Origin of the sequence: Amycolatopsis sp. NPDC051758, assembly GCF_044453095.1 — a bacterium.
Classification (GTDB): Bacteria; Actinomycetota; Actinomycetes; order Mycobacteriales; family Pseudonocardiaceae; genus Amycolatopsis.
Map to the genome: position 1 here is coordinate 256,839 of NZ_JBITCJ010000013.1, position 14,812 is coordinate 271,650.

A 14,812-nucleotide genomic window follows, 5' to 3' on the forward strand; every position below is an offset into this window, starting at 1 on the left:
GTGGGCGCGGGCGTACCGTGACACCCCGAGCACTTCCAGTCCGACGCCGGAGCGGCACATGGACTCACCGAGGAAGACCGCGCTCGTCGCGGGCGCGCTGTACCTGCTCACCTTCGTCTCGATCCCGACACTTGCGCTCTACGGCCCGGTGCGCGACCGGAACTACGTGACCGGCGCCGGCCCGGACACCGGCGCCGTGGTCGGCGGGGTGCTGGAGGTGATCGTCGCCTTCGCCTGCGTCGGGACCGCGATCGTGCTGTTCCCGGTGGTGAAGCGGCAGAACGAAGCGGTCGCGCTGGGCTTCGTCGCGTCGCGGGTCCTGGAAGCCGCCACCATCGTCGCCGGGGTCGCCTGCCTGCTGGCCGTCGTCTCCCTGCGGCGGGCCGGAGCCGGCGCCGACGCCCTGATGACCGGCCAGGCGCTCGTCTCGCTCTACGACCGGCTGTTCCTGCTCGGGCAAAGCCTCATGCCCGTCGTGAACGCGCTGTTGCTGGGTTCGCTGCTCTACCGGTCGCGCCTGGTGCCGCGGGCGCTTCCGGTGCTCGGCTTCGTCGGCGCGCCGCTGCTCGCGGCGGCCACGCTCGCGACGATGGCCGGCCTCATCGAGCGGGACTCGACGTGGGCCGTGGTCGCCGCGCTCCCGATCGCGCTGTGGGAGCTGTCGCTCGGCATCCGGCTGGTCGTCAAGGGCTTCAACCCGGCACCCGTCGCGGCCGGCGCCCGGATGGATTCACCGGTGGCCTGAGGGATTTCGCCTCACCGGAGCACCGCCCAGACCACCTTGCCGCCGGACTGCCTCGGTGTCCAGCCGGTGGCGTGCGCGAGGTGGGCGACGAGCTGGAGCCCGCTGCGCGGCGCCGGCGTCCGCCGGCCGGGCGGCGGCAGCAAGACCGGTCGCACATCGTCGTCGGCGACCGCGACGGTGAGCCGGGCCAGCCGCAGTTCCAGGCGGAGGCGGGCCGGCGAACGGGCGTGTTCGGCGGCGTTCTCCACCAGCTCGCCGGCCACGGTGACCGCCGGAACCGCCGGCGGTCCGACGTCCCAGTTGTGGCAGGTTTCGGTGACGAACCGCGTCGCCGCTCGCACGCTGAGCGTCGAGGGCGGCAGCCACAGCTCGGTGCGCTGGCGGGGTGGCGGCTCACCGAGCTCGGCGAGCGCGGCGAGCACGTCCGGCCGGACCGAGAGGAAGCGCCGCAGCGGGCCGTGCCACGACAGCGCCGCGTGCGCCGGTCCGGGTACCACCACCAGGCGCACCGTCGACCACTGGGAAATGCGCAGCCACACCGTGACGAACACGCTCGTCAGGTGGTCGCCGGCGAGTTCGAGGTCCTCCAGGTCGACGATCACCGCGCGGGGCTGGTCGGCCGCGCACTTGAGCAGCAAGTCCCGCAGCACCGGGTAGGTGCGGACGTCCAGGACGCCGGACGGGCGGACGATCGTTGTTCCTTGCAGTTCGGACAGCGCACAGCTCAGCCGTGCGTCCGCATCCATGCCGCAGCTCGCCGCCTCTGGTTGGTCGAGCTCGGATCACCCTCAGAACGGTCAACAGTACGGCCGGGCAACCGGCGGTGACAGCACATATCACCAGGTCCACTCGATTCAGTGATTGCAGCTGAAGATGTGCGTGTAACCGTTGCGAGATCAACGACGACTCATCACAGCCGGGCTTGTGACGACCGGCGGACCGACCGAGAAGAGGCCTCCATGCCCGGCTTGGCGCACACCCCCGCGGTCGACCCGGACTCGGTGCGCGAGCTGACGGTCGGCTCCCTGCTCCGCGACGCGGCCGAGCGCGCGCCCTCCGCGCTTGCGCTCGTCGAAGGTGTTCCCGATCCCGGGGCCCGCCGCCGCTGGACGTACTCGGAACTGCTGGCGGAAGCGGAAGCGGCGGCCCGGGCGCTGCTCGGCCGGTTCCGGCCCGGCGAGCGGATTGCCGTGTGGGCCCCCAACATTCCCGAATGGGTGCTGCTGGAGATGGCGGCCGCCCTCGCCGGGATGACGCTGGTGACGGTGAATCCCGCACTGCGTGAAGGCGAGCTCCGGCACGTGCTGAGCCAGTCGCGGGCCGCCGGGATCTTCCTGGTGGCGGAGTACCGCGGCAGCCCGATGGCGGACCTGCTCGACAAGGTGCGTCCCGACCTCCCGCACCTGCGGGAAACGGTGCTCTTCGAGGACTGGCAAGCGTTTCGCGGCTCCGGCTCCCCCACCGAGGTGCTGCCCGCGGTGAGCCCGGACGACCCGGCGCAGATCCAGTACACCTCCGGCACGACCGGCACCCCCAAGGGGGCCGTCCTGCACCACCGCGGCATCACCAACAACGCGGTGCTGTCCTACGTGCGGACGCTGGAAATGCGGCCCGGCGAACGTTTTGTCAGCCCGATGCCGCTGTTCCACACCGCCGGTTGTGTGCTGGCCACCCTGGCGCCGATCGCCTCGCTGGGCACCCAGGTCCTGCAGCCGTGGTTCGACCCGGGGTTGCAGCTGGAGCTGATCGAATCCGAACGCAGCGCGGTGTTCGGCGGGGTCCCCACCATGCTGCTGGCCCTGCTGGGCCACCCGCGGTTCGCCCGAACCGACCTCTCGTCCGTCCGCTACGCCCTGGCCGGCGGCGCGACGGTCCCACCCGAGCTGGTCCGGCGCGTCGAGACCGCGCTCGCGGTGCCGATGAGCATCATCTACGCGCAGACCGAGGCCTCCCCCGGCATCACCATGACCCGGCTCGACGACAGTCCGGAGAACCGTGCGGAAACGCTCGGGAAGCCGTTGCCCGGCTGCGCGGTCAAGATCACCGATCCCGCCACCGGCGACGTGCGCACCCGTGGTGAGATCGGCGAAGTCTGCACCCACGGCTACCACGTGATGACCGGCTACTTCGACCGGCCCGATCAGACCGCCGAGGCGATCGACGCGGAGGGGTGGCTGCACACCGGCGACCTCGCCGTCATGGACGAGCACGGTTACCTCCGCATCGAAGGCCGCGTCAAGGAGATGATCATCCGCGGCGGTGAGAACATCTACCCCCGCGAAATCGAAAACGTCCTGCTCGCCCACCCGGCCGTGGCCGGCGCCGCCGTGGTCGGCGTCCCCGACCCCGAGTGGGGCGAACAGGTGGCCGCCTTCGTCCGGCTCGCACCCGGCGAGACCGTGGACGAGAGCGAACTCTTCGCCCACGTGCGCGAGAACCTCGCGCCCCACAAGACACCCCGGGTCTGGCGCTTCGTCACCGAGTTCCCGTTGACCGGGTCCGGAAAGATCAAGAAGCACGTGCTGCGCGACTCGCCGGCCGTTTCTTAGCGCGCCGGCGGAGAGCTCACGCGGAGGACGTTGCCGTCCGGGTCCTGCAGCCGCATCTCGTACATCCCCCACGGCCGCACGAACGGCGGCTCGGCGATGTCGGCGCCCCGCTCGCGCCACTCCCGGCACAACCGGTCGACCTGCGCGGCGGTGTGCACGTCGAGGTGCAGGCGGGTGGTGTGCGAACCGGCGGTCCGGGTCAGGATGATCTGGACCTGATCCCGCGCCACCAGCGCGGTTCCCGGTTCGGTGGGCTCGTCCGCGTCGAGGAAGCACGACCGCGCGTCGGACCAGCGCCAGCCGACCCGGAACCCCAGCAGGTCGGCGTAGAACCGAAGCGCGGCGGTCAGGTCGCTCACCCACAGGTTGGGCCGGCAGGCGAAGATTTCCTGCCGATCGGGCCGCTCGGCCGCGTGCGCCCGGTCTTCGGCCAGCAGGCCGAACAGCAGGTCGTCCGTCCATTCCCCCTTGATCCACGTGTGCCCGCGGCGACAGCCCTCCAGGCCGAATCCCAGCCGCTCCAGCAACCGCACCGACGCGGTGTTCCGCGCGTCGCACTCCGCCGAGACCCGGCGGACTCCCGTGCCGAACACGCGGTCCAGCACGCACCGCGCCGCCTCGGTCGCGTAACCCCGCCCTTGGTGGGCCCGGGCGAACGTGAACCCCAGCTCGGCCTGCATCCGGTTGTTGTGCAGGCACACCGCGACGTCCCCGATCAGGTCACCGCCGGCCCGCAGCGCCACCGCGTACTGGAACCAGCCGGGCGCCCCTTCGTCCGCGGCCGCGAAGGCGGCCACGGACCGGGCAGCGTCCACTTCGGACACCGGGTGCTCCCACGACTGGTACCGGGCCACCTCGGGGTCCGAGCGGTAGGCCGCGAACGCGGCCGTGTCACCGGCTTCGAACCGCCGCACGACCAGTCGTTCCGTCAACACCGGCAACTCCGCCATGCGCTCAGCCTACGACTGCGCCGGACCGCGTTGTCGACGAACTGTCGACGTCCCGTGTCACCGTGATTTCCAGTCAGGTGAAACGAGGGAGGTCCCAGATGAGCATGCCCGTGCTCAGGCCGTACGGTCTGGACGGCGAGACCGGCGAGCCGGTGACGACCGAAGCCGGCGCGATCTCGCCGTTCGCGCCGGTGACGCTGTCGGGTGGGGCCGGCCCGGTGGTGGCCGCGCCGCCGCCCGGGCAGGTGCTGCACTCCCCCTTCGCCGAAGCCGCAACCGCCGTGGGGCACCACGACCTGGGCGCCGAGGCGGCCGGTGCGCTGCTGGCCGAGCTCGACGACCCGCGGTTCGCCGAAGCGCTGGAAATGCTGGAGGACGAGGCCGCCGCGCGGCACCTCCAGTCGGTCGGCACCTGGTCGAACGAGTCCGCGGCACCCGTGCTCGCCACCGCCGACACGACCCAGTGGATCACCGAGCTGGCCGAGGAGGCCGACCGCGTGCTCGGCGCCCTGGAAGCACACTTCGGCGATCGTTCGGCGGATTCGCTGCAGGCGGAAGAGATCGACGCCGTCGCCGGGATCCGCGCGTCGGACGGTTACCCCAACCCGCTGAACGCGCAGCAGCTCTTCCTCGGCGGCCTGCTGGACAAGGCGAAGAAACTGGCGAGCGGAGTGGGCAAGCTCGCGAAGAAGGGGCTCGCGTTCGCCGGCCGGCTCGCGCTGGGCCCGCTGTTCGGGATCCTCCGCAAGCTCGTCCGGCCGTTGCTGCGCAAGGTGCTCGACAGCGCCATCGGCCGGCTGCCCGCGTCACTGCGCCCGCTGGCCGGTCAGCTGGCGGCCAAGCTCAAGGGCAGTGGTGAACTGACCGCCGAGGACAACCTCGCGGAGGAGTTCGACCGCGACGTCACCTCGGCCGTGACGGCACCGAACGAGTCCACAGTGGACCAGCAGCCGGAGGAAGGCCACGAAGGTCCTGGCCCCGGGCACGACCTCGACGACGCGCGCGCCCGGCTGGGCCGTGAGCTGGCTTCCGCCGACCCCGGCGTACCGCCCACCGAACAGCTGGAGCAGTTCATCCCCGTGGTGATGGCGGCGCTGCCGCTGATCCGGACGGGCATCGGCATCATCGGCCGCGACAAGGTGGTCAACGGGATCGCCGGTCCCCTCTCCCAGCTGATCGCCGGCATGGTCGGCGCGGACGCGGCCAAACTGCTGTCCCGGCACATCGCGAGCGCCGGGCTCGGCCTGCTCGGGCTCGAGGCCGACAGCGACGGTTCGCTGGGCGGCGAAGCGCTCGTCGCCGCGACCGAAGACACCGTGCGGCAGGTGATGACGCTGCCGCCCGAGTCGCTGGAGCACGAGCTGCTCCTCGAGACCGAAGTCCAGGACGCCTTCGCCGAGGCGGCCGCCCGGCACCTGCCCGCGGCGGTGCTCCGTCCCGAGCTGGTGGAACGCGAGCTCGACGGCGAGCACGGCGTGTGGGTGATGATGCCGCGCGCCACCAAGCCGTGCTTCCGCTACAAGAAGTACGGCCGCGTGATCCCGGTCCGGCTCACCCGGCCGGTGGCCCGCGCCGTCGTCCTGTCGGGCGGCGAGACGCTGGAGCGGCGGCTGCTCGAATCCGGCGTCCAGGCGTGGCCGGTCGACGGTGAAGTGGAGCTCTACGAACTGCTCCCGGGCGGGCGGCCCGGCCACCTGGCCGCGTACGAGTCGGCCGACACCGCGTACGAGTTCGAAGAGCTGACCTCGACGGCCGCGACCCTGCTGGCGGGCAATCCCCGTTTGGCCCGGACCGACCGCCACAGCGGATCCGGGCACCGCCGGGCGGGCGGCCGCTACTTCCGGTTCCGCCGGCACGGGCGGCCGTTGCACCGCGGGCACCGGCAGGGTCTTGTCGTGGGCTTCGACCTCACCGCGCCGCAGCCGGTGCTGCGGGTCAACCTGATCATCGGTGAGCGGGACAGCCACGAGCTCGCGGCCCAGCTGCAGCGCCGGCAGCTCGTCCAGGTCGTCTCGACCGTGCGGCGGCTGCTCGACGACGCCGCGCTCCAGACGATGACGACCCGGCTGGACCGGCTGATGACCAAGCACGGCATCACCGCGGCGGCCGGCGTCGGCGGGCAGCTCGCCCGGCACCTCGCCGACGGGATGCTGCGGACGGTGTCGCAGCAGCTGCCGGCTTCGGCGCAGACGCTCGCCCAGGCGGCGCAGGATCCCGCTCCCGGCGCCACGTTGACCTTCACGTTCTCCTTCGCCGACCGCGCCGCGGTCGCCGCGGGCACCCCGGCGGGTGATCCGGCCGTCACGATCCGCCCGGGGATGCACCGTGACTGACCTCGCACCGGACCGGCAGACCGAGGCCGAGCTGGTGCACTGGCAGCTCGCGGTCGAGGCGCTCGCCGACCTCGACACGATGGCCGCCCCCGAGGCGTGGCAGGCGCTGGAGGACTACCTGCAGCGCCAGGTCCGGGGCCGGCTTTCGGAGGTGGTCGCGGTGCTCGTCGCCGAGGGCAAGGCACTGCACCGCAGTCTCCGCGCGGGCGGGGATCCCGGGCCGATCCGGCAGGCGGTCCTCCGGCTGCGCGCCCGGTACCTGCAGGTGGAGACGATCCTCGACTTCTTCGGTGACGCGGTGAACAGCCGGACGAACCCGGCCCTGCGTGGCCTGCTGCGCGGGTACGACACGCTGGCGGGCGACAGCATGGCTGTTGTCCTCAACCGGCTGGGCATCGAGTCCCCGCCCGCGCTCGTCTACCTGGATCGCGGGCTGGGTGCGGCGATCCTGCGGGCCGGGATCCGGTTGTGGGACCACGGCCACCCGTCCCCGGCCGCGGCCATCAAGCTGACCCGGCACAACCTCGCCTACCCGACCGCGCTGCTGCACGAGACCGGTCACCAGGTCGCCCACCTGACCGGCTGGAACGCCGAACTGGCCGACGCGCTGGCCGCGACGCTGACCCCGCGCTCGGCCGAACTGGCCGGGCTGTGGCGGGGCTGGGCCGGCGAGATCGCCGCCGACGTGCACGCCTTCGCCCAGGCCGGGTGGGCGCCGGTGGCCGCGCTGGCCAACGTCGTCGACGGGCCGACCCCGTCGGTGTTCCGGATCCGGTTCGGCGACCCGCACCCGTTCCCGTTCCTGCGGGTGATGTTCAACGCCGAGCTGTGCCGGAGCTGGTTCGGCGCCGGCCCCTGGGACGACGTCGCCGCCGTCTGGCGGCAGCGGCACCCGCTCGCCCACGCCGACGGGGACGTGGCCGCGCTGACCCGCGCGAGCCTCGCCGCGCTCCCGGACGTCGTCGACGTGTGCACCCGCCGGCCGATGGCCGCCTTCGGTGGCGCACCGCTGTCGGCGCTGCTCGACCCGCGCCGCGTGTCGCCCGCCGCGCTGGACTCGCTCGCCCGGCAGGCCGGGCCGTCGTTGCTGACCTCGGCCTACCTGCGGCGGCGCGAACCGTTGCGGATCCTCGCCCAGCTGTCGACCCGCGCGGTGCTCGAACCGGCCGCCGCCGCCGACCACCAGGCCCGGCTCCTCGCCTGGGTCACCGACGTCGGCGCCGACGCCGCGCCGGGCGCCCGCCACCTTGCCGCTTGACCCGGAGGGGAACAGGAAAGACCATGACGAATCCGAAAACAGCCGAATCCCGGGTGACCGTGGGACGGCCCAAAGCCGCCGCCGCTCCGGCGGCCAAGACCGACAAGCCCGTCGTCACGAAGTCCGCAAAGGACGTCTCGGCGGAGGCGGGGCCCGCGCACAACGGGCAGAACCCGATGCTCGACCAGCTGGTGGCGCTCACCCGGTCGATCGGCGACCTCGTCCAGCAGAACGTCGGGGCGAGTGACGGCGCCGACCCCGATCCCGACGCCGCGGAGCGGACCAGGGTCGTCTTCGCCTACGACTTCCTCGGCGTGGTGCTCGGCCGGCGCGCGCCGAGTGTGTTCCAGCTGAAGACCGTCACCGTGGAACGCGACTTCGGCACGCTCACCTTCACCGGCCTCGCCGGGGCGACCGCGGCCAAGATCCGGGCCGCCGACAACACCGTCAAGGTCCTCGAAGGCCTGCGCGACGGCGACGCCGTCACCATCGACCGAGACCCCAACGCCATCACCGACGACCAGCGGATCGACTCGATCGTCACGTTCACCGCGCTCGGCGGGACGCCGGTGGGGATCGGGCCGTGCCTGGGACCGGTCGGCGGAGTCGTCGGATAGACAACGGGAGAAACCATCATGTTCTTTCCACTGGCCAAAGCCCTCGGCGCGCAGAACGTCGACCTCGGGGCCCAGCGGGTGTTCCGCCTCCACCCGAACCAGATCGCCGCCCTGCTGGACGAAATCTGGGACGCGGCGCGAAGAACGCCCCAGATCCCGGACCCGTCCGGGGAGAAGGACCTGGTCTTCTTCGCCCGGTTCTTCGACGACAAGGTGCTCGACGCGCTCGACCTGCCGACCCAGCCCGGCGACGACCCGTTCTTCTCGACCGACGGGCTGAACGCCTTCCTCGCGCCGTCCGGGGTCACGACCACCGGGCCGTTCGAGTGGAACGGGCGGCCGAACGAGCTGTTCTGCCCGCCGTTGTTGTGGCACCACCTCGCCTACGCCTACGTCCTGGAGAGCACCGGCATCGTCGAGATCTTCGCCGAAGTCGTCCGGCGGCTGCTCGTCGGCGAGACGCTGGGCGTGCTTTCCCCGGACAGCATCGCCTGGCTGCGGGCGACCGAGCAGCTGTTCTTCCGCGACCTGCCGAACTTCTCGGTGGCGAGCGTGCTCAGCCAGGTCCGCCCGTTCGACCGGACCAACCGCCGCAACGCCTACTGGCGGATGTTCGGGCTCGACCTCGCGCACGCGGTGCCGCCGCTGTGGGCCGGGTCCGGACCGCTGGCCGACTGGAAGGGCCTGACCGGCCCGGTGAACCACGACTTCCGGCAGAAGTGGAGCGAGCTGCTCAGGCAGATCTGGATCGGCGTCGAAAACCGGGCCAACGTGAACGGCGCCAACCCGGCGGACCCCAGCTACATCGCGCTGCTCGCCCGCGCGCTCAAGGATCTGCTCGGCAACCGCCGGCGCGGCGGGGCCCTCGCCCGCGAGGAGTTCGCCTACGTGACGATGCTGAACTGGTTCCACCTGACCGTGGACTCCGACACGTCGGTGATCGTCGACCTGCAGGCGCAGGCGAGCAGCGCGGCCGACCGCCTCGGCGCCCTCGGGCAGAAGGTGGGCATCACCCCGGCGCTGCGTTCCCGGGAGCTGTTCGACCTGGCCGAGCCGATGTCGACGCTGCTGCGCGGGATCGAGCTCGGGCTGTTCGACACCGAGGAAACCGCGGCCACGCTGTTCACCGACAAGACCAACATCTTCCGGGACGTCCTGGACACGATCAACAACTGGCAGTCGGCCACCGGTGAGCGGGTCAAGGAAAGCCCCGCACAGCAACTGCCCGCGGGGGGCCGCCAGCCGTTGCGGGTGCCGACCCCGGCGGCGGCCCCGGCGTCGCTGAACGGCTCGGCCCCGACACCGTCGCTGAATGGGTGAGCGCCGTGCGAGCAAGCGGCGCGGACAGCCGGGCAGTTCGGGCGTGGACCCCGCCCGAACCCCTGGGCGAGGGGGAAGACTCGGGGTACGAACCCGAGTGGTACGACGAAGGCGGCGGCCCGGTCACCGAGCCGGAACGCCGGTGGGCGGGTGAGCTGATCAGCCCCTTCGCCGCCGAGGCCGCAGCGGTGCCGGACGGCGAAGAAGAGCAGCCGGGTCCGTTCTCCGTCGAGGGTGAGCTCCTGGTGTGGGCCACCGAACTGGCCCAGGCGCCGCACCAGGTCCGGGCCGCGTTCGGCAGGCAGGCGGACACGGAAGCCGTCGGGTTGCTGGTCGGCCACGGCGTCCGGGACGAGGAGTGGCTGACCGACCTCGTTTTCCACGCGCGGCACCGCGAGCTCGCCGGCCGGCCACCAGGGCCGGACGAGCCTGCGCTGGCGAACGAACGGCAGGCCATCCGCGACGACGAGATCCGGCCCCGGCTCGAGGGTGAGGAGGAGAACTTCCTCGGTGACATCGTCCGTGACGGCCTGGCCAGGAACGCCGTGCGCGCCGCACTCGCCGGCGGTGAGCAGAACGAGAACAAGCTCACCGACCTCGGCTACCGCGCGATTCCGGGCGTGCCCGCGCAGATCAAGGCGGACGATCCCCGCTTCGCCGAGCTCAAGCAGCGGTGGACAAGGGTCAGGGACCGGATCGTGCGGCCCCTCCTGCGGGAGAAGAAGGCCGGGCTCGACCGGCTCGTCCCCCGGAGCCGACCCGGCCTCCGTCCGTGCTGCGTGATCTTCGGGACCGAGCTGCTCGACCTGGGCAGTCTCGGCAGCCACGGGCCCGCTGCCGGCGAGCCGCTGGGTGAGGTCTACACACGCAAACTCGGCTTCGTGGATCTGGGGCACGCCCGCGAGACCGCGGACGTGACGTTGTGGGCTCTGACGCAGCTGCGGCAGAACGCGTCGACCGGCACCGTGATCGACCTCTACCACGGCTCGGCCCGCCTGCTCCGGGAAGTCCCGGTCGAACGCCGGCTCGCGCTCGCCCAGCAGCTGACCTACGTCGACTCGGTCGAGCACGAGATCGTCACCTTCGGGACGATCCAGGACTACTCGGCGTTCTCGCCGGAAGACCTGCCGTCCAACCTCTTCGGCACCCTCGTCGCGGCCGCCGCCTTCCGCGCCGACGGCGGGAGTGACGCCGCGATCACACAGCAGTTCAAGCAGCTGCTCACGGCGGCCGAGGCCCAGCCCGTCGCGGTGGCCCGGCAGGTGCAGGTCGCGGCACTGCTCCGGGGCTGGTGGGCGACGTCGCCGGCGATCGCCTTGCGCAAGCGCAACTTCACCGCCGTCCCTTGGCTCATCAACGAGAACGGGAACGCGCGGATCGGGCACGGCGCCCTGGCCGCCGCGCCGGCGCTGGTCAGCGCCGACTTCGAGTACACCTCGGGGAACAACGGCCTGAAGAACAGCGAGTTCGCGCAGAAGATCGCCGTCATCCGCGCGGCCGTCCCGGCGTCGGCGGTGACCCCGTGACGGTGGAGTTCTCGGTGGACCGGGAGCTGGAAACCTGGTCGGAAACCCTGCTGCGCCTGCCGGCCGGGGTGCTCGCCGCGCTCCGGGCCGGCCGGGCCGCGGAGGCCGTCCGCCTGCTCGTCGCGGCGGGCAAGCGGGACGAGAACTGGCTGACCGACCTCGTGTTCCACGCTCGGCACCCCGCACTGCGCGGGCGGGCGATCCGGCCCGGCGAGCAGGCCCTGGCCCAGGAGTGGACGGCCATCCGCACCGGCATCGTGCACCCGGTCCTGGCGGCTCCCCCGCCGTCCCCGGCTCCGCCGACCCCGCCGACTCCGGTGGTCCGTTCGGTGGCGGACTGGAAACGGCGGGCGCTGGCCGCCGCCGGGATCGACCCGGCCAAGTGGGACCCGGACGCGGGGTTCACCTTCAACAAATCCGTCGTCGAGCGGGTTTACGCCTACTACATGGGGTTGTTCAACCAGAACGAGAACCTCCTGTGGGCCGGGATGGCCAAACTGGCCGGCGGCGAGGTGTACCGCGCACTGGCCGTCACCCAGACCACCATGGAGGCCGCCGCGATGACGGCCGACCAGGTCCCCACGGCCGACATCATCATCGCGTACGCGTCCATGGTGCAGGTGAGGCTGCTCTTCGGGCAGCGGGCGATCTTCGACGACCTGGCCTGGCAGCACCAGGCGTTCGTGGAGGCCGGCTTGCCGGCGCTGGAGGCGCTCGCCGTGCCGCTCGACGCCTGGCGGGACATCGCCTCCCGTGATCCCGGCCTGGTCCGGCGAGGCAACAAAGCGCTGCTCCGGCGGGAGCAGGAGGTCGTCCTGGCGCCGTTCTACGCCGCCATTCGCGACATCCGCGACTTCGACCGGATCCCCGAGCGCATGTCGGCCGAGGCGCGGTCGCCGGTGCCCGGCGGGAAGCCGTTCCGGGAAGTCGTGCCGGGCGGCGACCTCACGGTGTTCGCCGACCGGTGGAAGTGGATCGAGGCCGACATGCTCCCCGCGTACGAGCGGCTCACCCCCGGCCGCCGCCGTCAACTGGTCAACACCCCGCTGGCCGATCTCGCCGCCCGCCGCCTGCCGCCGGGTTGACGGTATCTGCGCAACCCCATCTTCCCTCTTGCAGACCGGATGAGCGGTTTGTCCGGGGGGTAGGGGGCGGCATGGGCGGCAGTTCACACGGCGTCGACGTCCGGGTGCTCGGCCCGCTGGAGGTCGCGGTCGACGGGACGGTGCTCGACCTCGGCGGCCCGCAGCTGCGGGCCCTGTTCGTGGCGCTCGTGGTCGCCGACGGCCGGGCGGTGAGCGTCGCGGCGCTGGTGGAGCAGCTGTGGGGCGAGCACGCGCCGCAGGACGCCGACCGGACCGTGCGCACCTACGTCTCCCGGTTGCGCCGGTACCTCCGGCGCGCGTCGGACGCCCTCGGCGCGGCCGAGCTGATCGTGACCCAGGCGCCCGGTTATCTGCTGAAGCTGGACCGCGGTGTGCTCGACGCCGTCCGCTTCGAGCGCCTGGCGGCCGAGGGTCGCCGGGCGCTCGAAGCCGGGCAGCCGGGCGTCGCGGCCGAACGGCTCGTCGAGGCGCTGGACCTGTGGCGAGGCGCCGCCTACGACGAGTTCACCGACATCGCCGCCCTCGACGCCGAGGCGATCCGGCTGACGAACCTGCGGCACAACGTCCTGGAGGACCGGATCGACGCGAACCTGGCCGCCGGGCAGGGCCGGGAGCTGGTCGCGGAGCTGGAGGCGCTGACCGCCGCGCACCCGGGGTACGAACGGCTGTGGGGGCAGCTGATGCTGGCGCTGTACCGCGCGGGACGGCAGGCCGACGCGTTGCGGACGTTCCACCGCGCGCGCTCGCTCCTGCGTGAGGAGTCCGGTGTGGAACCTTCGCCGGTGCTGACCGGGATCCAGCAGCGGATCCTCGCCCAGGACCAGACGTTGCTGCCCCGGGAGTCCGGTTCGGACACCGGGCCGTTCGAAGCCGGGGAGAAAGCCCTGCTGGACAACGGCGATCTGCGGACCAGCCGGAAGCATTTCGAGACCGCGTACCACCTGGCGTACGGGGCCGGCGACGCGGACGGAGCGGCGCGCTCGGTGCTGGGCCTGTCCGGCCTCTGGGTCCACGAGGACCGCTCGGCCACCGGCACCCACCAGATGCAGACGCGGCTCGAACAAGCGCTTTCCGCCGTCGGCGCCGGCTCACCGCTCGCCCTGCGGCTCCGCGTGCGGCTGGCGGGTGAGGCCGACTACCGGGCGAACGACCATTCGAAGATCCTCGCGCTGCTTTCCGAAGCCCGGCAGGCCGACGACCCGGTGGGCGTCGCGGAGGCGCTGAGCATCGCCCACCACTGCGTGCTCGGCCCGGACCACGGCCGGCTGCGACGGACGCTGGCCCTGGCCCTGATCGGCGAGAGCTCCCGCACCGGCCGTCGCGCCGACCGGCTGATGGGGTTGCTGTGGCACACAGTCGACCTGTTCCTCGGCGCGCACCCGCACGCCGAACGCCGTCTCGAGGAGCTGCGGCGGGCGCTCGCCGAGGGTGACTTCCTCGCGGTCGGGTTCGTGGTCAGCGCGCTCCAGGTGATGCTGACCATCCGCGCCGGCCGGTTCGACGAGGCGGAGAAGGAAGCCAAGCTCTGCGCCGAACTCGGCGAGGCGGCCGGCGACCCCGACGCCCTCGGCTGGTACGGCGCGCACCTGGTGGCGATCCGCTGGTTCCAGGGCCGGCTCGACGAGCTGCTGCCCCTGCTCGACCAGCTGGTGCACGACTCGTCACTGTCCACGGTCGACAATTCGTACTTCGCCGCCCGAGCCGTGGCGGCCGCGGTGGCCGGCGACGACCGCAAGGCGGCGGCTTCGTTGGCCAGGTTGGTCGGCCCTGGTTTGGCGGAACTGCCGCGGTCGAGCACGTGGATGGTCACGATGAACGGCGTCGCGGAGGCCGCGTATCGCCTGCGCGACGCCGAGACGGCGGCGCAGGTGTACGAGCTGCTCAGCCCGTTCGCCGATCTGCCGGTGATGGCCAGCCTGGCCGTCGCGTGCTTCGGTTCGACCCATTACGCGTTGGGGATCGCGGCGACGGCGATGGGTAAGCCGGAGCGGGCGGTGTGGCATCTGCACACGGCGATCCAGCACAACCTGGCGCTGGCGCACTGGCCCGCGGTCGCGTTGTGCGAGGCGCGGTACGCGGAGGCGATGGCGCTGCATCCGGGCCAGTGACGCAGGGGCGGGGCGCGGGCTCGGCGGGATCGCTGTCGCTGGGCCTCCGCCATGCCGGTCGTGCGCCGGGAAATGTTCCGCGCATCGCCGATCAGTGAACGCCGCCGCGGACAAGGCGCCTGCCGCGGCTGGTGTCGCGCGTCCGAGGTTCGTTGACCGGGGCCCGGGGTTGCGCCCCAACATCGAACAACTTGCGACGCACGACACTAGTGTTCCGAGTTGTTAGTTCGCGTCTTAATTGTTGGTAGGGTTGCGGGATGGCGCGCACAGGCCGCCCGAAGGCGGAGCTTGTTCTGTCCG

11 protein-coding genes are annotated in these 14,812 nt (G+C 72.2%); 9 read left to right on the forward strand and 2 right to left on the reverse strand.

Annotation, left to right across the window (positions count from 1 at the left end; all coding sequences use genetic code 11):
• Window positions 1–58 precede the first annotated feature (58 nt).
• Window positions 59–745: a DUF4386 domain-containing protein gene (locus ACIA5G_RS44785; RefSeq protein WP_395934931.1), complete on the forward strand. Its 687-nt coding sequence runs from the start codon at window positions 59–61 to the stop codon at window positions 743–745.
• 11 nt (window positions 746–756) lie between these two features.
• On the opposite strand, the gene ACIA5G_RS44790 is transcribed toward ACIA5G_RS44785, so the two are convergent.
• Complete coding sequence (locus tag ACIA5G_RS44790; protein ID WP_395934933.1) at window positions 757–1,491, reverse strand: hypothetical protein; 735 nt, start codon at window positions 1,489–1,491, stop codon at window positions 757–759.
• A gap of 213 nt (window positions 1,492–1,704) precedes the next feature.
• On the opposite strand from ACIA5G_RS44790, the gene ACIA5G_RS44795 reads away from it, so the two are divergent.
• Window positions 1,705–3,294 carry an AMP-binding protein gene (locus ACIA5G_RS44795; protein ID WP_395934935.1) on the forward strand — a complete coding sequence of 530 codons (1,590 nt, stop codon included), beginning with the start codon at window positions 1,705–1,707 and terminating at the stop codon, window positions 3,292–3,294.
• Here ACIA5G_RS44795 and ACIA5G_RS44800 read toward each other — a convergent pair.
• A complete protein-coding gene (locus ACIA5G_RS44800) occupies window positions 3,291–4,244 on the reverse strand; it encodes a GNAT family N-acetyltransferase (RefSeq protein WP_395934937.1) in 954 nt (317 codons plus the stop codon). The two genes, ACIA5G_RS44795 and ACIA5G_RS44800, sit on opposite strands and share 4 nt — an antisense overlap.
• 98 nt (window positions 4,245–4,342) lie before the next feature.
• Between ACIA5G_RS44800 and ACIA5G_RS44805 the strand changes: the two genes are divergently transcribed.
• The 7 genes from ACIA5G_RS44805 to ACIA5G_RS44835 all read left to right on the forward strand — a co-directional run bounded on the left by ACIA5G_RS44805 (window position 4,343) and on the right by ACIA5G_RS44835 (window position 14,512).
• Window positions 4,343–6,577: a hypothetical protein gene (locus ACIA5G_RS44805; protein ID WP_395934939.1), complete on the forward strand. Its 2,235-nt coding sequence runs from the start codon at window positions 4,343–4,345 to the stop codon at window positions 6,575–6,577.
• Window positions 6,570–7,835 carry a hypothetical protein gene (locus ACIA5G_RS44810; RefSeq protein WP_395934941.1) on the forward strand — a complete coding sequence of 422 codons (1,266 nt, stop codon included), beginning with the start codon at window positions 6,570–6,572 and terminating at the stop codon, window positions 7,833–7,835. Before ACIA5G_RS44805 ends, ACIA5G_RS44810 begins: the two co-directional genes overlap by 8 nt.
• A 23-nt stretch (window positions 7,836–7,858) precedes the next feature.
• Window positions 7,859–8,452 (forward strand): hypothetical protein, encoded by a 594-nt coding sequence (locus ACIA5G_RS44815; RefSeq protein WP_395934943.1) that lies wholly within the window; start codon window positions 7,859–7,861, stop codon window positions 8,450–8,452.
• Between the two features lie 18 nt (window positions 8,453–8,470).
• Window positions 8,471–9,772, forward strand: a complete 1,302-nt coding sequence (locus ACIA5G_RS44820; protein WP_395934945.1) for a hypothetical protein — start codon at window positions 8,471–8,473, stop codon at window positions 9,770–9,772.
• 5 nt (window positions 9,773–9,777) lie between these two features.
• On the forward strand, window positions 9,778–11,298 hold the full coding sequence (locus ACIA5G_RS44825) for a DUF4056 domain-containing protein (protein WP_395934947.1): 1,521 nt from the start codon (window positions 9,778–9,780) through the stop codon (window positions 11,296–11,298).
• Window positions 11,295–12,383, forward strand: a complete 1,089-nt coding sequence (locus ACIA5G_RS44830) for a hypothetical protein (RefSeq protein ID WP_395934949.1) — start codon at window positions 11,295–11,297, stop codon at window positions 12,381–12,383. The genes ACIA5G_RS44825 and ACIA5G_RS44830 overlap by 4 nt, the downstream gene beginning before the upstream one ends.
• Window positions 12,384–12,454: 71 nt before the next feature.
• A complete protein-coding gene (locus ACIA5G_RS44835; RefSeq protein WP_395934951.1) occupies window positions 12,455–14,512 on the forward strand; it encodes a BTAD domain-containing putative transcriptional regulator in 2,058 nt (685 codons plus the stop codon).
• Window positions 14,513–14,812 lie beyond the last annotated feature (300 nt).